The organism is Bradyrhizobium sp. 2TAF36 (assembly GCF_052114925.1).
GTDB classification, from domain to species: domain Bacteria; phylum Pseudomonadota; class Alphaproteobacteria; order Rhizobiales; family Xanthobacteraceae; genus Bradyrhizobium; species Bradyrhizobium barranii.
On sequence record NZ_JBFRFR010000096.1, the window covers coordinates 1 to 21568 of the forward strand.

General features: G+C 64.1%; 23 protein-coding genes. 21 read left to right on the forward strand and 2 right to left on the reverse strand.

The features are described from left to right. From AB4Z51_RS38235 to AB4Z51_RS38330, 20 genes are all read left to right on the forward strand, one after another. Nucleotides 1-771: flagellin (locus AB4Z51_RS38235; protein ID WP_441499198.1), on the forward strand; the 771-nt coding region annotated here is incomplete at its 5' end. Between the two features lie 308 nt (nt 772-1079). Next, nucleotides 1080-2708, forward strand: a complete 1629-nt coding sequence (gene fliF, locus AB4Z51_RS38240; RefSeq protein WP_063981305.1) for a flagellar basal-body MS-ring/collar protein FliF — start codon at nt 1080-1082, stop codon at nt 2706-2708. Further along, nucleotides 2705-3406: a hypothetical protein gene (locus AB4Z51_RS38245; protein ID WP_135216099.1), complete on the forward strand. Its 702-nt coding sequence runs from the start codon at nt 2705-2707 to the stop codon at nt 3404-3406. Before fliF ends, AB4Z51_RS38245 begins: the two co-directional genes overlap by 4 nt. A gap of 6 nt (nt 3407-3412) precedes the next feature. Further along, complete coding sequence (locus AB4Z51_RS38250; RefSeq protein ID WP_135216100.1) at nt 3413-4753, forward strand: MotB family protein; 1341 nt, start codon at nt 3413-3415, stop codon at nt 4751-4753. Continuing rightward, nucleotides 4750-5934: a chemotaxis protein gene (locus AB4Z51_RS38255; protein ID WP_135216101.1), complete on the forward strand. Its 1185-nt coding sequence runs from the start codon at nt 4750-4752 to the stop codon at nt 5932-5934. Before AB4Z51_RS38250 ends, AB4Z51_RS38255 begins: the two co-directional genes overlap by 4 nt. Then, nucleotides 5931-7256, forward strand: coding sequence for a flagellar hook-length control protein FliK (gene fliK / locus AB4Z51_RS38260; RefSeq protein ID WP_135216102.1), 1326 nt, complete (start codon nt 5931-5933; stop codon nt 7254-7256). The genes AB4Z51_RS38255 and fliK overlap by 4 nt, the downstream gene beginning before the upstream one ends. Beyond that, entirely contained in the window at nt 7207-7788 is a 582-nt protein-coding gene (locus AB4Z51_RS38265; protein ID WP_135216103.1) for a transglycosylase SLT domain-containing protein, read from the forward strand. Before fliK ends, AB4Z51_RS38265 begins: the two co-directional genes overlap by 50 nt. Before the next feature lie 97 nt (nt 7789-7885). Next, nucleotides 7886-9118, forward strand: coding sequence for a flagellar hook protein FlgE (locus AB4Z51_RS38270; RefSeq protein WP_441499199.1), 1233 nt, complete (start codon nt 7886-7888; stop codon nt 9116-9118). Nucleotides 9119-9152: 34 nt separating this feature from the next. After that, nucleotides 9153-10628, forward strand: coding sequence for a flagellar hook-associated protein FlgK (gene flgK / locus AB4Z51_RS38275; RefSeq protein WP_085405303.1), 1476 nt, complete (start codon nt 9153-9155; stop codon nt 10626-10628). A 3-nt stretch (nt 10629-10631) separates the two neighbouring features. After that, complete coding sequence (locus AB4Z51_RS38280) at nt 10632-11678, forward strand: flagellar hook-associated family protein (protein ID WP_085405302.1); 1047 nt, start codon at nt 10632-10634, stop codon at nt 11676-11678. Nucleotides 11679-11732: 54 nt separating this feature from the next. Then, nucleotides 11733-12077, forward strand: coding sequence for a flagellar biosynthesis regulator FlaF (flaF, locus tag AB4Z51_RS38285; protein ID WP_135216104.1), 345 nt, complete (start codon nt 11733-11735; stop codon nt 12075-12077). Further along, on the forward strand, nt 12077-12496 hold the full coding sequence (gene flbT / locus AB4Z51_RS38290) for a flagellar biosynthesis repressor FlbT (RefSeq protein WP_063981315.1): 420 nt from the start codon (nt 12077-12079) through the stop codon (nt 12494-12496). Before flaF ends, flbT begins: the two co-directional genes overlap by 1 nt. A gap of 15 nt (nt 12497-12511) precedes the next feature. Then, nucleotides 12512-12931 (forward strand): flagellar hook assembly protein FlgD, encoded by a 420-nt coding sequence (flgD, locus tag AB4Z51_RS38295; protein ID WP_071909979.1) that lies wholly within the window; start codon nt 12512-12514, stop codon nt 12929-12931. Further along, nucleotides 12928-13194 (forward strand): flagellar biosynthesis protein FliQ, encoded by a 267-nt coding sequence (gene fliQ, locus AB4Z51_RS38300; protein ID WP_014492683.1) that lies wholly within the window; start codon nt 12928-12930, stop codon nt 13192-13194. Before flgD ends, fliQ begins: the two co-directional genes overlap by 4 nt. A 76-nt stretch (nt 13195-13270) precedes the next feature. Next, nucleotides 13271-15352, forward strand: coding sequence for a flagellar biosynthesis protein FlhA (gene flhA / locus AB4Z51_RS38305; RefSeq protein WP_441499200.1), 2082 nt, complete (start codon nt 13271-13273; stop codon nt 15350-15352). Then, nucleotides 15349-16101: a flagellar biosynthesis protein FliR gene (gene fliR, locus AB4Z51_RS38310; protein ID WP_063981318.1), complete on the forward strand. Its 753-nt coding sequence runs from the start codon at nt 15349-15351 to the stop codon at nt 16099-16101. The genes flhA and fliR overlap by 4 nt, the downstream gene beginning before the upstream one ends. 5 nt (nt 16102-16106) lie before the next feature. Beyond that, nucleotides 16107-16526, forward strand: a complete 420-nt coding sequence (locus AB4Z51_RS38315; RefSeq protein WP_085405329.1) for a hypothetical protein — start codon at nt 16107-16109, stop codon at nt 16524-16526. After that, nucleotides 16523-17008 (forward strand): rod-binding protein, encoded by a 486-nt coding sequence (locus AB4Z51_RS38320; RefSeq protein WP_085405301.1) that lies wholly within the window; start codon nt 16523-16525, stop codon nt 17006-17008. The genes AB4Z51_RS38315 and AB4Z51_RS38320 overlap by 4 nt, the downstream gene beginning before the upstream one ends. Nucleotides 17009-17047: 39 nt before the next feature. Further along, nucleotides 17048-17560: a hypothetical protein gene (locus tag AB4Z51_RS38325; RefSeq protein WP_063981320.1), complete on the forward strand. Its 513-nt coding sequence runs from the start codon at nt 17048-17050 to the stop codon at nt 17558-17560. Continuing rightward, nucleotides 17557-18015: a hypothetical protein gene (locus tag AB4Z51_RS38330; RefSeq protein WP_014492689.1), complete on the forward strand. Its 459-nt coding sequence runs from the start codon at nt 17557-17559 to the stop codon at nt 18013-18015. The genes AB4Z51_RS38325 and AB4Z51_RS38330 overlap by 4 nt, the downstream gene beginning before the upstream one ends. Before the next feature lie 122 nt (nt 18016-18137). On the opposite strand, the gene AB4Z51_RS38335 is transcribed toward AB4Z51_RS38330, so the two are convergent. Then, a complete protein-coding gene (locus tag AB4Z51_RS38335; protein WP_028147148.1) occupies nt 18138-18908 on the reverse strand; it encodes a response regulator transcription factor in 771 nt (256 codons plus the stop codon). 817 nt (nt 18909-19725) lie between these two features. Between AB4Z51_RS38335 and AB4Z51_RS38340 the strand changes: the two genes are divergently transcribed. Next, nucleotides 19726-20658, forward strand: coding sequence for a hypothetical protein (locus tag AB4Z51_RS38340; protein ID WP_071909990.1), 933 nt, complete (start codon nt 19726-19728; stop codon nt 20656-20658). A gap of 14 nt (nt 20659-20672) precedes the next feature. Here AB4Z51_RS38340 and AB4Z51_RS38345 read toward each other — a convergent pair whose 3' ends face one another. Beyond that, nucleotides 20673-21254, reverse strand: a complete 582-nt coding sequence (locus tag AB4Z51_RS38345) for a MarR family winged helix-turn-helix transcriptional regulator (RefSeq protein ID WP_028147146.1) — start codon at nt 21252-21254, stop codon at nt 20673-20675. Between the last annotated feature and the right edge of the window lie 314 nt (nt 21255-21568).

Sequence of the window (21568 nt, forward strand, 5' to 3'; positions counted from 1 at the left end):
TACTGGTCGATCGCGACGTCGATGCGCGCCGACAACGCCGCGCTCTCCGCCGTCTCCGACTCGCTCGGTCTGTCGGCTGCGACCGTCGACACCGAATACACCGCTCTGACCGCGGTTGTCGGCGACAAGACCGGCGGCCTGACCAAGCTGCAGGCGTTGCTGGTCGAAGCCAAGACCGCTGGTATCGACCGCACCAAGATCCAGGCCGACATCACCCAGATCCAGCAGCAGATGAAGGGTACCGCCGATGCGGCAACCTTCAACGGCGTGAACTGGCTGAGCACGACCGCCGCCACCCCGGCGACCTTCAACCTGGTGTCGTCGTTCTCGCGCGTCGGCGGCACGCCGACGATCGGGTCCATCACCCTGACGATTGCCAACTACTCGCTCTATACCGCGACCCAGACCGGTATCCTGGACAAGGTGAGCGGCCCGGCGTCGGTCAACACGATCAACATCTCCGCGCTGACCGACTCGACGGCTGACCAGACCACGCTCGATGGCTACATCACGCAGCTCACCACTGCGATCAACTCGGTGTCCTCGGCCGCCGCCGACCTCGGCGCCGTCAAGAACCGCATCTCGACCAACACAGAGTTCGTCAAGACCCTGATGGACTCGGTGGATCGCGGTGTCGGTCAGCTCGTCGACGCCGACATGAATGCGGAATCGACCCGCCTCCAGGCCCTTCAGACCCAGCAGCAGCTCGGCGTTCAGGCGCTCTCGATCGCCAACCAGAACAGCCAGAGCATCCTGTCGCTGTTCAAGTAAGCTTCGGCTTTGGAAACAACCGTGCTCCCCCGGGAGCACGGTCCCTGCCATGACCGGCGGGTGTGGCGGCACAAGATGTGCCCGTAATGGAAGTTCTTCGGACGCCAGACGTCATGCAACACGCCGCAGCCGATTGCGCTGCCATGCGCTCGTGCGCCTGCTTGTTGCTGCTGAGTTGATCGCGTCGTCCAGGATTCTTGTAAAATTGCAACGCCTCGCCCGCGAACCGACACATTCGCCTCCTCGCGCAACCTTCAGACAAGGTTGGCAGCGGAGTGTCCCATACGTTCGCATTGGTACGAGGTCACATGCTGCTCAGTCGTGCGCAGGTACAGCAACTGCTCAACAATCTGCTGGAGCTTGGGCCGCGGCGCCTGATGGCCTTGGGACTGATCGGCTTTGCCGTTCTCGTCACCGTCGTCGGCGGCGCCTATTATCTGAGCCGGCCTGAGTTCGAAACGCTCTATACGGGCCTGAATCGCGAAGACGTGACGCGCATCGGCGCCGCGCTGCGCGAGCAGAATATCACATTCGACGTCAATACGGCCGGCGACGCCATCTCGGTACGCCCGAGCCAGACCATGCAGGCGCGGATGCTGCTTGCCGAGAAGGGGCTGCCGACCAGCGCCAATTCCGGCTACGAGCTGTTCGACAAGATCGGCTCGCTCGGCCTGACCTCGTTCATGCAGGAAGTCACCAAGCTGCGGGCGCTGGAAGGCGAGATCGCGCGCACCGTGCAGTTGATGAAGGGCGTCAAGGCGGCGCGGGTGCATATCGTGATGCCGGTGCGCGGCTCGTTCCGGGCGACGCAGCAGCCGCCGTCGGCGTCGGTCGTGCTGCGCACCGACGGCGCGATCGAGGCGCGCACGGCGCAGTCGATCCGCCACCTCGTCGCGGCGGCCATTCCCGGCATGAGCCGCGACAAGGTGACGGTGCTGGATGCCGATGGTTCGATGCTGCTCGCCGAAGAGGACGAGGCGAGCGCAGCGCCGACCAAGATGGCGAGCCTCCAGAAGACGGTCGGCGGGATGGTGCAGGAGAACATCCGCAAGGCGTTGACGCCATATCTCGGTCTGGACAATTTCGAGGTGAGCGTCGCGCCGCAGCTCTCCACCGACAAGCGGCAGACCAACGAGACGGTCTACGACCCGGAGAGCCGCGCCGAGCGTTCGGTCCGGAACGTGCGCGAGAAGGAATCGTCGCAGAATGCGGACCGTTCGACGCCGACCACGGTGCAGCAGAATCTGCCGGACCAGCAGGTGAATTCCGGCGGCACGAAGAATTCCAGCGAGGACAAGACCCGCCGCGAGGACGTCACCAATTTCGAGGTGTCGTCCAAGACGACGACGACGGTGAGCGACGGCTATTTGGTCAAGAAGCTCTTCATCGCCGTGCTGGTCAACCGCGCGCGGCTCGTCGCCGATCTCGGCGACAAGAGCAATCAGGCGATCGTCGACAGCAAGCTCGCCGAGATCAGCCAGCTCGCGGCGACGGCAGGCGGACTGGACAAGCAGCGGGGCGACCAGATCCAGGTGACGGCCGTCGACTTCATCGAAGGCTCGCGCGAACTGGCGCCGGTGCCGCCGATCAGCTTCGTCGAGATGATCAACAAGCAGCTCGGCAGCGTCATCAATGCGGTCACCATCCTGGCCGTTGCCTCGATGCTGGTCTGGTTCGGCCTTCGCCCCGCGGTCAACGGCATTCTGACGCATCGCGCAGCGCAGGAGCAGACCGAGGCGGCCGAGGCCGCCGAGCTTGAAGCTGCCACGGCGCTTGCATTGGCCGACAGTCAGGACCCCGAGCTCAACCTCGTCGAGGATCTCGAAGGCAAGATGCAGCGGACGCCGCAGAAGCGGCTGGAGCAGATCGTCCGGCTCGATCAGATGCAGGCGGCAGCAATCCTTAAAGACTGGATGCGACGCGAGGAGGCAGCATGAACGCGGCTATCGGAAAACTCCTGACGCAGTTCGACGCGAATGGGCGGGCCAAGTCTCCGCCGCCGCCTCCGCCCCCCAAGATCCAGGATGTGCTGACAAGGCCGATGGAGGTGCGGCGCGAGCCTCAGCCTCAGCCGCCGCGTCAGGTCCAATCGCAGCCGCCGCTTCAATCGCCGCTTCCGGCGCCCGAGGCGGAAGCTCCGTCGGCCAATCTTCTCGAAGATGCCTATCGTCGCGGTCACGCCGCCGGTGTCGCGGAAGGCGATGCCAGGGTTGCCGAGGAGCGCGTTCGCAGCGCGATCCGGCTCGGCGAGGAGCGGGCCAAATGGTCCGACCAGCAGGCGGCCACGATCGTGGGCGGCTTCGAGACGGCCTGCCGCGAGATCGAAACCAACATCGCAAGCTCGGTTGCGCGGATATTGCTGCCTTTCCTCGCCGACGCCGTCCGTGACAAGGCGATCGGATCGCTGGTCGAGCAGATCGCAGCGCTGACCGGCAATTCGCCGGTGCCGGTGTTCAAGATCACCGGCCCGGGCGAATTGCTCGATCTGGTGCGCTCGCAGCTCCAGACGGCCCGGCGAACCGGGATTGAATACGAAGCCGCCGAGACTTTCGAGGTCCGCGTCGTCGCAGACCAGACCGTGATCGAGACGCAGATTGCGGCGTGGAGCGAACGTCTGAACGAGGCGCGCCGGTAGTCCGCCATGGAAGAAGTCAAGCACGAGCTGGTGATCATCCGCAGGCGCAGCGCCTTCGCCGAGGAGGCGCATCACGGTGGCGTCTGGAAGATCGCGTATGCGGACTTCATGACCGCGATGATGGCGTTCTTTCTGGTCATGTGGCTGCTCAATGCGCTCAACCAGGACCAGAAGCAGGTGGTCGCGAGCTATTTCAACCCGATCAAGCTCGCGGAGAACGCACCCGCTCCGAAGGGCCTCAAGGATCTCAGCAAGAAGGAGCCGACGCAGTTCGAAGGCCAGGACGGCAAGCGTCAGCCGGCCGGGCCGAACGAAGAACGTCGCGGAGACTCGCCGACGGCGGAGAAGCCTGCCTCCTTCGAAGAGAAGGTTCTGTTTCGCGATCCCTACGCGACGCTTGCCGAGATCGCCAACAGCGCGAACCAGTCCTCGGGCCAGCGCCGCGCCGGCGCGCTGACCTCCGCCGAAGAGGACGGCCTCAAGGGCGGCGATGCCTACCGCGATCCCTTCGATCCCGGCTATTGGAAGTTGACGCCGCAGACGTCCAAGGATGCGGATCACTTCGTCGACAGCGAGCCAAAGCCGAACGCGTCTGCGCGCGACAATGCGTCCGGGACAGGTCAGGGCGAGCCGCAGGCGCAACGTGCCAAGCAGGACGATGCCGGCGGTAGCGTGGCTCCAAACGCGGACGCGTCGTCTGCAAGCCTGTCGCCGCTGCTGCCGCCCGGGCCTGCGCCTTCGCAGGCTCAACGCGATGGCAGTGCTCAGGCGAATGCGCCGCAACCGGGCGCCCAGGCTGGCGCTCAAGCCAATGCCGCCGCGCAGCCACGCCCCGGCGATCAAGCAAAGAATTCCGATCCGCGCGATGCGGCACAGACCCAGCAGCCGACCGTCAAGCAGCTACAGTCCGCGATCGCGGATGCGCTGTCGGACATCAAGGCCGGTGCGGGCCCGGTGGCCGAGGTGCGTCAGGTCGAGGAGGGCCTTCTGATCAGCCTGACCGACGATGCGAGCTTCGGTATGTTCGCGGTCGGCTCGGCCGAGCCACGGCCCGAACTGATCCGCGTGATCGACAAGATCGGGCCCCTGGTGACGAAGCGCCAGGGTGTGATCATCGTGCGCGGCCACACCGATAATCGGCCGTACAAGTCGGAGACCTACGACAATTGGCGGCTGTCGACAGCGCGCGCACAGATGGCCTATTACATGCTGGTTCGCTCCGGCGTCGATGCGCAGCGGATCGAGCACGTCGAAGGCTATGCCGATCGGCGGCCGAAACTGACGAATGATCCTGCTGCCGCTCAGAACCGCCGGATCGAGATCCTGATCCGGGAGAAGCGCCCTTGATCAGGCCGCTCCTGCGCGCCGCGCTGCTGCTGCCGTTCACGACGGTATGCGCGTTTGCCGATCCGGCACCGTCCCCGGCATCGACCTCGGGCGAGCCCTATGAGCTCGTGCGCACCTTGCAGGCGGTGCAGGATGGCATTGCCCGTGGCGACACCGCTGCGCATGGCAGCCATATCGCGCTGACCCGGCAGGTCGGCGAAAAGTTCCTCGCCGCCGATCCCGGCGTGTGGAGCAATGCGCAGAACGGCCAGGCCGTCATCATCTATTTGCTTAGCGGCGGCGGGCCGCAGGTCGTCCGAAAGCTGCCGCGCGACAAGCTGAACGTCGACGAGCGGCTGTTCAACGGTGCGCTGGCCTATGTCGAAGGCCGCCAGGACGAAGCGCGCGAACTGCTCAAGGACGTCAAGCCGCGCACGCTGCCAACGGGCCTGGGCGGACAGGTCGCGCTGGTCCAGGGCGCGCTGTTCGCGCGCGCCGAGGCATCGCTCGCGATCGAGCGTCTGGACGACGCGCGGCTGCTGTTGCCGGGCACGCTGGTGGAGGAGGCGGCACTGCGGCGCGAGATCCTGCTGGTCGGGCAGGCCGAGGATTTCGACAAGTTCGAGTTCCTGACGCTCGCCTATATCCGCCATTACCGCAACTCGGTCTATGCCGGGGACTTCTGGCAGCGTTTCGCCTCCGGCCTGACGCAATCGAGCATTGCTCTCGACGAGCGCCGCTTTGCGCGGATCGTCACTCTGCTGGAGCAGATCGACCGCGCGAGCCGCCTCAAGCTTTATCTCGTGATCGCGCGCACCGCGATGGTGCATGGACGGCTGGCGGTGACCCGGCTTGCAGGCGAGCGTGCGCTGACGCTCAGCGCCGACGCTTCGGAGGATCGCGAGCGCGCGCATTTCTTCCGCGGCGTCTCGCGGGCGCTCACTGACGAGTATGACGGCGGTGTCGCCGAGTTGAAGGCCCTCGACCGCTCGAAGTTGCCCGAGCGCGACGTTCCGTTGCTGAATGCAACGTTGCAGCTCGCACTCGATGTCCGCAAGCCGTTCGCGGGCGGGTCCACCGCCGCCGCCGACAAGCCTCCGGTCACGCCGGCGCGTCTCGATCTCGCCGCGTCGACCGAGACGCTTGCGCGCGCGCGGAAGCAGCTCGGCGAACTCGAACGCCTTACCAGGGATCGCCCATGACGAAGCTCAGTGGAACCTCCGGACAGGTCTTTTCGGGTCTCGCCGAAAGCCTCAACGTGCGCGGCGCATCGCGCTCGGGCAAATCCGCCGGAGCGAAATCGCCGGCAGATTCGTCGTTCAACGATCTGCTGCACACCGTCTCGAATCTCGCGAAGCGGGCGCTCAACGACGAGGGCGGCAACACGAGCGCGAAGGCCGGATCGTTGCGCACACACCTCGCGCGCCCGACCGACAAGGACAAGACGGTGCGGGAACGCATCGATGCCGATGACGAGCCCGAACCCATTCGCAAATCGTCCGACGAGAAAACTGAAAAATCGCCGGAGACGCAAACTCCGGTCGACCACAGCGCGAAGACCGATGTTTCGGCCCGATCGAGCATTCCGGCGGTCGTCGAACAGCAGTTCGCCGCCGTGCCGGCCGTGAAGCCGCAGCTGCAATCGCCGGCGGGCGACAAGAAGGACGCGCCTGCGCGCGACGAGCGCTCTGCCTCGACGAAGCGTGAGGTCCAGGGTACCGCGAAGGTCACGTCTGCCGAGCCCGCGCCGCCCGCTGCCGCTTCAACGGGCACGCGCTCGCAGGCCGCGCCTTCGCAGGCGGCGGCAGCCGCGCAGCAAGGCAGCGATTCGTCCTCGAAGGCAATGCCCGCGACGCAAGGCTTCGAGGCCGTCACGGCCAATGTCGAACGCGCCGTCAAAGCCTCGGCGCGGGACGCATTGCCCGAAGCGACCAAGGTCACCGTGGTCCAGCAGGAGACCCATCTGCCGCCGGCGCAGTTCAGCGCTCCGCAGCAGGTCGCCAACGCAGTCGTCGCCGAGCTGAAGGAGTCGCCGGCTCCGACGGCGTCCACCGCCCCCGATCTCGCGACGTCGCAGACCAATGCGCCTGAGCCGCTCAAGATCCTGACGATCAATCTCGAACCGCCGGCGCTCGGCAACGTCACGGTACGCCTTCGCCTCGTCGGCTCGGAGGTTTCCGTTCACCTCGCAGCCGCGCGCAAGGACACCAGCCTGATGCTGGATCAGCAGCGCGAGTCGATCCGCGATCTCATGCAGTCGGCGGGCTATGTCGCCGACGTCGCGCCCGTGCAGCACGGCTCGCTGGACGGATTCCAGAGCGGCTCCGGCCAGCCGCAGCCGCAGCTCTCCGGCCAGCAACAGCCATCGTCGCAGTCGCAAGGCACGTTCGGCGGCGCCGGCACGTCGTCCGGGCAATCGGACGGCGGTGCCAAGCAGGCCCGGCAGGAGCGCCAGTCCAACCAGGAGACGCGTCATGACCAGGACGTGGGCCCGCAGATTCGTCGCGGTCCTGTTTATCTGTAACGCGGGCGCCGCGGCAGCGGCGACCGACAACGCGCGCCCGTGCGAGCGCGAGATGGCGCGTGCGTCCCAGCAGCACGGCATTCCGCTCGGCATTCTCTATGCGGTCGGTCTCACCGAGACCGGGCGGCGCGGTGCGCTCTATCCTTACGCGCTCGGCGCCGACGGCCAGACCGTGTTCGCCAAGGACATGAACGACGCGATCGCGAATTTCGAGACGATGCGCAGCAAGGGCATCAAGCTGATCGACCTCGGCTGCATGCAGATCAACCATTATTATCACGGCGACAAGTTCACGTCGGTGCGCGCGATGTTCGATCCCGCGAAGAACGTCGAATACGCCGCTCGCTTCCTGAAAGAGCTGAAACAGCGCGAGGGCAGCTGGACCATGGCGGTCGCGCGCTACAACGCAGGCCCCAACAATCAGCCCGCGCAGAAGCGCTACGTCTGTCACATCGTCGCGCATCTCGTCTCCAGCGGCTTCGGCGCGTGGACCGACAAGGCGCGCTCGTTCTGTCAGCCGAAGACAACGTGACCGCTACAACCTGAAGGTTGTGCACGGATCCTAATCATCAGCTCCGCGCAAGCAAGAACCCGCATTGTAGATACAACCTGACAAAGGAGCCTACTTCATGAGCCTGTATGGTGTTATGCGCACCGGCGTTTCCGGAATGAGCGCGCAGTCCAACAAGCTGTCGACGGTTTCGGACAACATCGCGAACGTCAACACGACCGGTTACAAGCGGGCTTCGACGGAATTCTCGTCACTGATCCTGAAGAGCGGCTCGGGCAATTACGACTCCGGCGCCGTCGAGACGACGGTTCGCTACGCCATCAGCGACGCGGGACACACGCAGTTCACCACGTCGACCACGGACCTCGCCGTGCAGGGCAACGGCTTCTTCGTGGTGTCGAACGCCGCCAACACGCAGCAATATCTGACGCGCGCCGGCTCGTTCGTGCCGGACGCCCAGGGCAATCTGGTCAACGCGGCCGGCTACTACCTCCTGGGCCAGCCCGGTAAGGTGACCAATTTCTCGCAGAACAGCCTGTCCGGCATGYAGATCGTCAACATTGCCCAGGTTTCGCAAGTGCCTGTGCCGTCGACGGCGGGAACGCTCACGACCGGCAATCTGGATCCGAAAGCGGCTGTGATCGCCGGTCCGCCCGGGCCGGCGTCATATTCGTCGAAGAGCTCGATCGTGGCCTACAACAATATCGGCCAGGCCGTTACGCTCGACGYCTACATGTCCCACACGGCGACGGCCGCCGGCTCTGACACCTGGCAGCTTCAGGCTTACAACTCCGCGACAGGTGCGTCGGTCGGCGCCGCCACCACTTTCACCTTCGATACGACCGCAGCCGGCAAAGGCACGCTGGCCGCGGCGAGCCCGACGACTCTCGCCCTCACCGTTCCCGGCGGTGCGGCGATGAGCCTGGACCTGTCGAACATGACGCAGGTCGGAACCGACTTCAGCTTCAAGGCGACTGTCAATGGCAGCGTTCCATCGGCCATCGACAAAGTCGATGTCGACGATTCGGGCTTCGTGACGGCGATCCTCAAGAACGGTCAGCAGCTGACGCTCTACACCATCATGCTCGCCGACGTCGCGAGCCCCGACAACCTGACGCCGGAGCCCGGCAACGTCTATTCGACCAACATGAATTCCGGCAACGCGCAGGCCGGGAATGCTGGTACCGGCGGTCTCGGCACTGTCCAGTCAGGCGCGCTGGAAGACTCCAACGTCGACCTCGCGGACGAACTCACCGGGATGATCGAGGCGCAGCGCGGCTTCACTGCGAATTCGAAATCGTTCCAGACCGGCGCCGATCTTCTCGACGTCGTCGTCAACCTGAAGCGCTGAATCCTCAAGCGCTCATTCCGGGCAAGAGCAGATCATGTCCCTTACCGCCGCTCTCGACTCCGCTCGTGCGTCGCTCATGGCGTCGGGTATCCAGTCGTCGACGATCTCGCGCAACATAGCCGGTGCCAGCGCCGCCGGCTATTCGCGCAAGATCGCCGTGCTGGACAATCTCCCCGGGGCCGGCGTCTATGTGGCGGCGATCCAGCGCGCCGCCAGCTCGGGTCTCTATAATAACGTCCTGATCGCGACGTCTGGGTCCGCCAAGCAGAATGCGATCCTGGACGGTCTTCAGAAGATATCGGCCTCGACTGTGGACGATCCCGAACTTGGGCAGTCGCCGGCCGCCCAGCTCAACAAGCTGAAGCAGGCGCTCCAGCAATATGCCAACGCTCCGGACAACACCACGCTGGCGCAGGCGGCGGTCACGTCCGCCAAGGACATGGCGACCGCGCTCAACCAGGCCACCAAGACCGTGCAGACGGTGCGCCAGGGAGCGGACGCCGACATGGCGACTTCGGTCGGGAATATCAATCAGCTCCTGACCCAGTTCGATAAGGTCAACACCGCGATCGTGAAGGGGACGATCGCCGGCGACGACGTCACCGATTATCTCGACCAGCGCGACAACATCGTCTCGAAGATGTCGCAGGAGGTCGGCGTCTCGATGACGCTGCGCGCCAACGGCGACGCGGCGCTCTACACCGACAGCGGTGTCGTGCTGTTCGACAAGACGGCGCGCGCGGTCAGCTTCGCGGCGACCAACATCTATACGCCCGGGACCACCGGGAATGCTGTCTATATCGACGGTGTCCCGGTCACCGGCGCCAATTCCGTGATGCCGATCAAGACCGGCAAGCTCGCTGGCCTCGCCCAATTGCGCGACAACGCCACGGTCACGTATCAGAGCCAGCTCGACGAGGTCGCACGCGGCCTTGTCGAATCCTTCAAGGAGGTCGACCAGTCCGGCGCCGCGCTGCCCGACCGGCCCGGCCTCTTCACCTATCCCGGCTCACCCGCGATGCCCGCAAGCGCGACCGTCTCGGTCGGCCTGGCCGGCTCGATCAGCGTTGCCGCGTCGGTCGACCCGGCCCAGGGCGGCAATCCCAACCTGCTGCGTGATGGCGCGATCAGCGGCAACGTCGCCTACAGATACAACACCACCGGCAATGCCGGCTACTCGACCAGGCTGCAGCAGCTGATCGGCAACATGGATGCGTCGCAGCCGTTCGATGCAACCACGCAAGGCAAGCCGAGCGGCAGCTTGATCGACTTCGCGGCGTCGTCGACGAGCTGGATCGAAAACCAACGCAAGGCCGCGGACGACAGCGCCACCTACCAGAACACGCTGCTCGATCGCAGCACCGCGGCGCTGTCGAACGTCAGCGGCGTCAACATGGACGACGAGATGTCCTTGATGCTTCAGGTCGAACGTACCTATTCGGCGTCGTCGAAGATCATCTCGACCGTCGACCAAATGTTGCAGAGCCTGCTGGCTGCCGTGGGGAATTAAGTCATGATGAGCGCCAACTACATCTCGACCTTGATGCTGTCTTCGTCGTTGAGGTCCTCGATCACGAACAATCAGGCCGCGCTGACCAAGGCCTCGAAGGAAGCCACCACCGGCCGCTTCGCCGATGTTGGCCTCGAGCTTGGTGCCACGACGGGAAGCGACATCACCCTGCGGGCGGACCTGAGCTTCGCCGATCAGCTCGTCGATACCAACGGGCTCGTCTCGGGGCGCCTGGACACGACGCAGAACCGGATCACCCAGCTGGGCGCAACCGCAACCTCTTTCCTCAAGGACCTGATCGCGGCCCGTAGCACCGACGGCGGCGGGCGGATCATCCTGCCGCCTGCGTCCGCCAACCTCCAGGATCTGATCGGCGCGCTGAACGTCTCCTATAATGGCTCGTATCTCTTCTCGGGGGTCAACACGCAGAACACGCCGATCACGGCTTACACCGCGGGTTCGGCCAGCAAGAACCAGGTCGATGCCGATTTCCTTGCGACCTTCGGCTTCTCGCAATCCTCGGCCAGCGTGAGCACCATTACCCCGGCCCAAATGCAGACCTTCCTCAACACCACCTTCGATGCCGAGTTCGCGAGCCCGGCCTGGAACACCAATTGGTCAACGGCCACCGACCAGACCATGCAAAGCCGTATCTCCACGACCGAGATCGCCGATACGTCCGTTAGCGCCAACCAGATCGGCTTCCGTAGGCTCGCCGAGGCCTACACCATGATGGCGGATCTTGGGAACGCGAACCTGAGCCAGGACACGTTCCAGGTCGTCGTGGACAAGGCCATCGGCCTCGTCGGTAACGCCATCACTGACCTCGCTACGCTCGGCGGCGGCGTCGGCACGGTCCAGCAGCGGGTCACCGGCGCCACCGAAAAGCTCAAGACGCAGCAGGACATTCTGAACAATCAGATCGTCAAGATGGAGGCCGTCGACCCGACGGAGGCCTCGGTCCGGGTCAACACCCTGCAGACCCAGATTAAGACGGCGCTGTCGCTGACGTCGCAGCTCCAGCAGATCAGCCTGATCAACTATCTCTGAGCCGGGGTCTGTAACTTTGTCTTGTTGTTCGGTCTCCTGCGCAGAGTGGTTCTAATGACGTTTGAAGCCTATGAAGCGGTCGTCGATGATAGCGCCTCTGAGGCGCGGGGCCGCGAGCGGCAGGCGCTCAGTCTCGGCATCGACCGGCTCGAGCGGGTCCAGGGCGGGCGCTTCAGCTTCGAAGATCTGGTCGAGAGCCTGCTCTACGTGCGGCGGCTGTGGACGATCTTCATCGAGGATCTCGCCCATCCGGAAAACGCACTCCCGGAAAAGCTGCGCGCCGACATCATCTCGATCGGCCTGTGGGTCGTCAAGGAAGCCGATCGGCTTCGCGACGAGAAGTCGAACGACGTGATGCAGCTCATCGAAATCAACCGCCTGATCCGAGACGCGCTCTGATGAAAATATCCTTGCGGGCGGGTGAGCGGATCTACGTCAACGGCGCAGTGCTGCGCGTGGACCGCAAGGTCTCCGTCGAGCTCGTCAACGACGTGATGTTCCTGCTCGAAGGGCAGGTCATGCAGGCTTCCGACGCCACTACGGCGATGCGGCAGCTCTATTTCATCGTCCAGCTCATGCTGATGAACCCGACGGATATCGGCGCCGCAGTCGCGCTCTACGGGGAGCATCACGCGGCCCTGCTCGCGGTTTGCGAGAGCCGTGAGATGCTCGACGGGCTCGCCACGATCCACGAGCTGGTCCGCACGACCCGCTATTTCGAGGCGCTCAAGCGGATCCGGGGACTGTTCCCGGTAGAGGACGCAATCCTGGCCGGCCTGGCCGGCGTCGCCACCGAGATCCCATTCGAGGCTGCCTGACAGCGGAGAGGCTACATGAACGTCAACAGCGCGACCGACAGCACCAGCAAGTCCAACGCGACCAGTTCCACAAAGAACACGGCGAGCAACACCGTCGACTACAATACCTTTCTTCAGCTCCTCGTCGCCGAGATGAAGAACCAGGATCCCACCAATCCGATGGATACCTCGCAGTACATGAGTCAGTTCGCCCAGCTCTCGACGGTCGAGCAGGCCATGCAGACCAATTCGAAGCTGGATGCGCTGCTGTCGTCGCAGTCGCTGTCGCAGGCCAACGGGCTGATCGGAAAGACCGTCAGCTTCACCGACGCGACCGGCGCAACCTTCAGCGGCAAGGTCGTTTCGATCTCCATCAACAACGACGGCTCCATCGCAACCCTCGAGAACGGCACGAAGGTCGCGGTCGGGCCCGGCCTTACAATCAGCCAGTCATGAACGAGCGGGACGCCCTCGACATCGTCCAGGCGGCGATCTGGACCATCATCGTCGCCTCCGGCCCCGCCGTCGGCGCCGCGATGCTTGTCGGCACCGCCATTGCGCTGATCCAGGCGCTGACCCAGGTCCAGGAGGTGACGCTGACCTTCGTGCCGAAGATCATCGTCATCCTCCTGGTCGTTGCCGTTTCCGGCTCCTTCATCGGTGCCCATCTCTCCACCTTCACCGAGATGGTCTATTCGCGGATCGAGCACGGCTTCTGATCCRCGAGAGCCCGGCCACCACCCTCGCGTAAGCTTTGCACGGCAGATTGCGGGGCGGACCCTCTGCCGGTGACCCATGGCCGATACATTAGCTGCTAGCCTGCCGACCCCGCGACGATTGGGGGCCGACGCCTTTTTCGCGGGCGGTATCGTGGCCATGCTCACGATCCTGTTCCTGCCCATACCGCCGATCCTGATCGACCTCGGCCTCGCCTTCTCGATCGCGCTGTCCGCGCTGATCCTGATGGTCGCGCTGTGGATCCAGCGGCCGCTCGATTTCTCCGCCTTCCCGACCGTGCTGCTGATCGCGACGATCCTGCGGCTGGCGCTCAACGTTGCGACCACCCGTCTGATCCTGTCGCGGGGCGGGGAGGGCGAACAAGCCGCGGGTCACGTCGTTGCCGGCTTCTCGAAGTTCGTCATGGGCGGCGACTTCGTCATCGGTCTGATCATCTTCGCGATCCTGGTGACGGTGAATTTCGTCGTGATCACCAAGGGCGCAACGCGTATCGCCGAAGTCGGTGCCCGCTTCACCCTGGACGCCATCCCGGGCAAGCAGATGGCGATCGACGCCGACCTCTCCGCGGGCCTCATCGACGACAAGGAGGCCCAGCGCCGGCGCCGCGAGCTCGAAGAGGAAAGCGCGTTCTTCGGCGCAATGGACGGTGCTTCGAAATTCGTCCGCGGCGACGCAATCGCCGGCCTGATCATCACGGCGATCAACATCTTCGGCGGCATCATCATCGGCGTGACGCATCACGGGCTGACGCTGTCGCGCGCCGCCGACGTCTACACCAAACTCTCCGTCGGCGACGGTCTGGTAACGCAGATGCCGGCACTGATCGTGTCGCTGTCGGCGGGCCTCCTGGTCTCCAAGGGCGGCACCAGGGGGTCGGCGGAGCAGGCCGTGCTGAGGCAGCTCGGTGGCTACCCGCGCGCGGTGTCGGCGGCGTCGTTGATGATGTTCGTGCTCGCCTTGATGCCTGGGCTACCGATGGCACCCTTCGTGCTGCTCGGCGGTGCCATGGCCTTTGTCGGCTACTCGCTGCCGCGGCGGCAGGCGGCGCGGGAGAAGAAAGAGCATGCGCGCAAGGCCGACGAGCGCGCCCAGGCCGATGCCAAGGAATCCGTCAAGGAATCGCTCAAGACCGCAGAGATCGAGGTGTCGCTCGGCGGCCATCTGTCGGTCCATTTGCTGGGCGCGCGTACCGAGCTTGGGCACCGGGTCAGCAAGCTCCGCAAGAAGTTTGCCAAGCAATACGGCTTCGTCATTCCGGAGATCAAGCTCAGCGACAATCTGTCGATCGATCCCAAGGGATACCAGATCCGGATCCACGACACGCGTATCGCCCATGGCGAGCTGCGGCTCAGCGAGGTGCTGGTGCTCGTCGACAAGGACGGCAAGCCCGACGTGCCCGGCGAAGAGGTGATCGAACCCGCTTTCGGCATGAAGGCGCTGTGGGTGACGGAGGCGTTCACCGACGAGGTCAAGCGTCAGGGYTGCAAGCCGGTCGACAACCTGTCGGTGCTGCTCACGCACTTAAGCGAAGTGCTCAGGGCAAATCTCGCGCAGCTGCTGTCCTACAAGGACATGCGCGGGCTGCTCGACCGTCTCGATCCCGAATACAAGCGCCTGGTCGAGGATCTCTGCCCGTCGCAGATCTCCTATTCGGGCCTGCTGGCGATCCTGAAGATCCTGCTGGCCGAGCGCGTGTCGATCCGCAATCTCCATTTGATCCTGGAGGCCATTGCCGAGATCGCACCCCATGTGCGGCGCTCCGAGCAGGTCGCGGAGCATGTGCGGACCCGACTTGCCCAGCAGATCTGCGGCGACCTTTCCGACAACGGTGTGCTGAACGTCGTCCGCCTTGGCAATCGCTGGGACCTGGCGTTCCACCAGAGCCTGAAGCGCGACGCCAAGGGCGAAGTCTTCGAATTCGACGCCGATCCTCGCCTGATCGAGCAGTTCGCAACCGAAGCTAGCGCCGCGATCCGAAAATTCACCGAGAACGGCACCAGCGTGGTTCTGGCGGTCACCCCGGAAGCCCGCCCCTATGTCCGGATGATCCTGGAGCGGGTGTTCCCGACCTTGCCGGTCCTGTCGCATGTCGAGGTCGCGCGCAGCGCCGAGATCAGGGCGCTGGGAGCCATATCGTGATCAGCGGCCTCGCCGACAGCGTGCTGGTCACGTTCATCGTGTTCTGCCGCATCGGCGCCTGCCTGATGCTCGTGCCCGGCTATTCCAGCGTCAACGTTCCGGCCCAGGTTCGCCTGTTCGTCGCGCTCGTCACGACGTTTGCGCTGACGCCGATCCTGATCTCGGTCCTGAAACCTCTCACCGACAACGCCGCGCCGCTGACGCTTGCGCTTCTGATCTGCTCCGAGCTTGTGGTCGGCAGCGTCATCGGGCTTGGCGGGCGGGTGTTCTTCCTCGCGCTGCAGACCATGGCGACCGTGATGGCGGGCGCGATCGGGCTGAGCAACATCCCGGGAACGCCGGTCGGCGACACCGATCCGGCGCCGGCCCTGGTGCCGCTGATCATGGCAGCCGTCACCACATTGTTCTTCATGACCGACCAGCACTGGCAGGTCCTGCGCGGGCTGATGAACTCCTACGACGTCTGGCAGCCCGGCAACAGGATCGGCGGCAGCATGGCGCTCGAGCAGCTCGTCAGCCGCCTGTCCGAGGCGTTCGTGCTGACGCTGCGGATCACCAGCCCTTTCATCGTCTATTCGGTCATCGTCAATCTCGCGGTCGGCCTGATCAACAAGCTGACGCCGGCGATCCCGGTCTATTTCATCTCGGTGCCCTTCGTGCTGTTCGGCGGCTTCCTGCTGCTCTACCTCACCAGCGACGAGCTCTTGACGCAATTCATGCTCGGCGTCTCGTCGTGGCTGGCGGAGTGATGGTCATGACGTCGCGCGCGGACAAGCTCGGCCGGATGGTCTCGCTCGTGAAGCTTCAGCTCCGGCTGTCCGAATGGCAGCTCGCGCATCTGCGGCAGCAGGAGCGCAGCTTGCAGGACGAGCAGGAATGGCTGGTAGGAACCCTCAACGAGGGCAAACCGCCGGCGGGCTCGTCGAGCGATTCAATCGCGCGGCGCCTGAACAGGACGAGCGCCGGTGCGCGCGCGGTCCAGGCGCAGGCGTCGCAGCAGCTCGACCAGGTCCGCGCGGACACCCGCCGTGTGAAACAGCTCGAGCAGGTCGCGAAGGCCGCGCTCGCAGACAAACTTCGCGACGCGGAGGCGCGCTCGCTCGAAGAGATGACGGGAATACGCCCCGCCGTGCGTGACTGGACGCCACGGCCAGCCAGCCGGAACAAGACATGATCGTGACAGCGACGCCCGACCTCGTTCTCGATGTCCTCGATGCCGCCGACCCCGTGACGCAGCGGGCGGCGACCGCGAAGCTCGATGCACTGAAATCATCGGACGCCGATTTCGCCGCCACCATGGACGCGGAGGTCGGCAAGGCCAAGGCGGCGACTGCCGATCAATCCGCGGCGCAGGCTGCCGAAGCGCAGCAGCCGGGTGTGGTGAACGGGCCGCCGGTGCGGGTGATCAAGGCGCCCGCATCCGGCGAGGTGTACCGGAAGTTCGAGGCGTTCATTCTCCAGACCTTCGTCGAGACGATGCTGCCGAAGGAGTCGGAGGAAGTCTTCGGCAAGGGCACGGCCGGCGGCGTCTGGAAGTCGATGCTGGCGGAGCAGCTTGGTGCTCAGCTGGCAAAGGGCAAGGGCATTGGCATTGCCAAGCAACTCGCCGCTGCGCAACCGGCGGGGCCCGGCGTTACGGAAAAGACCGGATCATGATCCGGGAATGGGTGACAGAAGTTGAGGGGTGAATTTCCTATGCAAGCACAAGAAGGTGCGGCGGTCCTGGTGGTGGAGCAGCCGGTCGTGGACGCCGAGGCGATGACGCTGGAAGCGGCAGAAGGCGATGCGTTCTTGCCTGCGCTGCTGCCGAATCTCGGCGGTGACGTGGTGAACGACGGCACYGACGCGGCGAGATCGGACGAGGTGCGTGGCCTGCTGTCTGCGATCCGCCGGCTCGAGAACATCGTCGAGGAGGAGACGGTCGCGCTCTCGACGGGCAAGAAGATCGATTTCGACGACTTCAGTGCCCGGAAGAGCCGGAGCATGCTCGAATTCGTCCGCTTGATGCGGGCACGGATGCATCTCGGCAACGAGGTCGAGATCACCGAGGAGATCCAGCGGTTGCGCGAGAAGCTCGAGCGAAACCGTTCCATCCTCGAAATGCATTACGATGCGGTGCGTGAGGTCGCGGCCATCATCGTCAAGGCGATCAAGGAAGCCGAGTCGGATGGCACCTATACCGGCCGCACAGCACAGGACGGAAAATGATCAGACTCGTGCTGGCCGGGCTCTGGGTATGCATCCTCACCGCGGGCACGAGCTATGCCGTGGCCTATTGGAAGGAAAACGGCAGCCTGCTGCCGGCGAAGGACGAATATCTCGACGGCCTTCAATACCAGAAGACGCGGGCGCTGAGCGTGCCAATGGTCGAGGGCGGCAGCGTGCAGGGCTACATCGTGGCGCGCTTCGTCTACACCGTTGAGGCGCGGATCATGCACCAGCTCAACGTCCCGCCGGAGCCGTTCGTCGTCGACGAGGCCTTCCGCAGGATCTATGCCGACGACCGCCTCGATTTCAGGAAGCTCGCCCGTTATGACCTTTCCATCCTCACGACGGCCATCAAGCAGCGCGTCAACGAGCGGATGCAGGCCGACGTCGTCCAGGACGTCCTGGTCGAGGACTTCAACTATGTTTCGAAGGAAGAATTCCAGCAGAAGCCGTAGCTGTCGCGGCGCCGGCATCGCGAGATCGCTGCTCCGCCATCTCTGCCGCTGAAAGTGCAACGGCCTCTGCGAAGGGTACTCCGCAGAGGCCGTTGTCGTTTTCGTGGCGGTGCCCTGCCGCGTCAGTTTCCGGCCGGGTACGCCGCCGGGGCGGCATGTGCCCTGTTCAGGAGGATGCCGACCTCGTCGAGTTCCTGCATCGGCACGTCGATGGTCTCGCCGGCCGGGATGTTGAGGCGGTATCCGACGTAGCGCCGGGCCACGATCGCGTCGAAGCCGAGGCGGTCGCGGAGTTTCTTGCGCAGCTTGCTGACGTGGCTCTCGATCACGCTCTCGTCGAAGGTCGACTCGAAGATGCCGTAGACCGCGTTGAAGATCTGCGTCTTGGTGATCCACTTGCCGTGGTTGCTGACCATATACTCGAGAATGCGCAGCTCGCGGCGGGGCAGGGTGAGAGCGTGGCCCGCGATCTCGGGGTCACGTCCGTTGAAGAAGACCTGGATCCTGGTCTCGCAGGGCCTCGGCAGCTCGCCCACCCGGCGGCGCGCGATTGCGGCCGTTCGGGCGAGGATCTCGCGCAGGTGAATCGGTACATGGACGACGTCGTCGACGCCCGATTCGAACAGCTCAAGCGTGTTCTTGAGCATCTTCTGGCCGCTCATGGCGATGATGGGCGCCGAGGAGCGCTTGCGCATCGCCCGCGGCAGGCTTCCGCGGGCATCGCAGTCCCCGAGGAGAAAGGCGTCGACCGCCGCCAGATCCGGTTCGCTCGCAGATTGCAGCCAGTCCCAGAATTCTCCGGAAGAGAAGCCGATCGACGATACACCTTCGCGAACGAGCCCTCCAACGTAGCTGTTCGTGACGCTCTCGCGATCATCAACGATAATATACATTAGTCTTTCGCCCCTGTTTCGCACTTGTTGCGGCCGGATGGTTGTTGTGATGCCCGGCTCGGCAACCATGCTGTTTGACGATATTTCCATCCCGCGAACCGTTATTATGGTTTCGATATTCGCGGGCAGCCCTACGCATTCAGTGCCTGCGTGTGCAGGCCTGCTACTTCGACTCGATACTGAACGCTTACTGCGTGAGGCTCGGCGGGTGTCTTACGGATCACCTCGCGGAGCGGATTGAGACAGACCTAGAACAGTTGCGCCAACTTGCCGATTGCGTCCGAACGCACCTGAACTGTGTCGATCTCCTCGCCAACTGGCGAGAATCACTTGAGTAGGACCGTAACAATTGCCGATTTCCGATCAAGCGCGCGCAGCAAAGCGGTTGCTATGCGTGTTTGATGCTGTTGATTCGTTTCTGGTTGTTTCTTTGTATGTTCGATCGCATCAGTTGATTTGGTGATCGAACTAGTTTTGCACCGTAGCGTTTCTAAAGTTCCGCATCCCCGCGTAATCACAGCTGTTTTGCGCGGTGCTGCGGGTCATGCGCATAGCGGGGTTTTCAACCCGGGATTGACTCTCCTGCTGGTGTTTCCCCATGCGACAATTCGACTCATGTATGGCGAGGCGACTCCAGCTTGGCGAAATCTTGGCGAGTGTGTGTCTTTCGAGTCGCACTCTCGCCACGTCCATGACGCTTTTGACTCATGCGACGTCGCATCGGGCGCGATGAAAAGTTTTCGCTGCGCACGTTTCAGGCAAGCTTCGGCAAATAACTTCACCGTTCGATAGATCGAACCGAACGGAGCATTTTCACATGTTGTCCGATGGACAAGCTCGTCCCAACGCGACCGCTGATGTTTCCGCGGCGGCGAAGCCGGCTCCGGATGCGCGCGATACAAGCACGACACAGACGGCCAAGCCCGCTGCAAGCGCGAAGCGTGTGTCGGCTGCGGCGAACGACGAGACCCTGGCGAAAGAGGCGCTCGAGGGGCTGAAGCGTATTCGCGCCAAGGCGCGCCTCGACAAGATGGCGATACCGAAGCCTGCGCCGACCGTGATGAAGCCGGCCGTGATCGTGGCCAAGCCGCCGCCGCCGCGTCCGACATGGGTCGCGCCGCTCGCAACACTGGCGGTCGCTGCGATCCTGGTGGTCTGCGCCTGCACCGGCGTGATCGCCTATCTCACCACGCAGCCGGCCCAAAGCAACGTGGCCGCCAATACGGAGATCAGGAATCTGCGCGAGACTGTCGCGCTGCTGCGCAAGCAGGTGTCGGGCGTGTCCGAAAATCTCGACGGCCTGCGCACCGCGGTCGATCAGTCGAGCAAGGCGACCAACGATCGCTTCGGCAGGTTCGCCGAGAATCTGGACCGTATCGAGCGGGTGAGTTCGTCCTCGACGGTGAAGCTGGACAAGCTCGCCCAGGCTCAGGCGCAAGCGCCGGCGCCGGCGGCCGTCGCCTCGCAGCCGCCCTCGCAGACGATGCCGATGATGGCCTCGGTTGCCGCGCCCGAGATCACGGGTTCGGTTCCTCCGTCGGCGCCGCGCAAGGTGGTCAAGGGCTGGTCGGTCCGCCAGGCCTATGAGGGAATTGCGATCCTGCAAGGTCCGAACGGCGTCATCGAGGCCGTGCTTGGACAGCAGGTACCCGGGCTTGGCCGCATCGAAGAGATCAAGAACGAGAACGGCCGTCTGGTCGTGGAGTCCAGCGGCGGCGTCATCTACTCGTCACGCAAGGCGACGCCGTGATCGAGGGCCGCCTCCTATTGGCGATGATGCTCGAAGCTGGTGCATAGCAGATCGATCTCCGCCTCGGCGATCGGCGCGCGAAACAGGCGGCAGCTGAACTCGGCGGCGCCGGGCTTGCCGTCCGTGGCGGTGCGATCTTCGCGCAGGAAGATGCATCGCTTGCAGACGTCGGTATGGTGCCGCTGCTCGGCCGCGTCCGCCTGATCGAGCACGTGCCGGAGCGTGTCGCGAAAGCGGATCTTGGCCTCGTCGTCGAGGACGGCGATCGGTTCGAGGAGAACGCTGATGGGGTCGCGCACCAGGAACTTCTTGCCCTGCTGCGTCACGCTCAGCGTCACCGATCGCTTGTCCGTCGCGGAGCGCTTTCGCTCCAGATATCCGAGCCGCTCGAGTTCGCCGATAATGAAAGAGGCGGTGCCGCGCGTGGTGCCGACGTAGCTCGCGAGCGCCGAGGGCGTCCGCGAGAAACGGTTGGCGCGGGAGAGAAAGCGCAGGGCCATCCATTCGCGGTCGCGCAAGCCATGCTTGGTGCCTTCGAACCACAGGATGCGAGCCATCTGTCCCAACAATTCAATCGCTTCGCGAGCTAAAATCATTTCAGTTCCAGGTCGGACAAGCTTTATTCAATTGAGCCTTTGGTAGCGCAATCTGGGTGGACGAGAATGAAGTTCTCGGGCGATTCTTCCTCCGTTGCCGGATGGAAGGACCGCGCTCGGGAAGTTGCATCCGTTCTGCAGATGGAACTTCCGGCCGTGGAACTAGAGCGTCACACAGAAAGTTCGAGTAAATCGCACGGCTCAACTCTTTCGAAAATTTCAATCAAATCACGAGAGCTTGCGCGTGAATTGACGGTGATGTGCGACGCCTGAGCAACATGATGTGTCATTGTCGCCACTGCGAGGCCCATTTG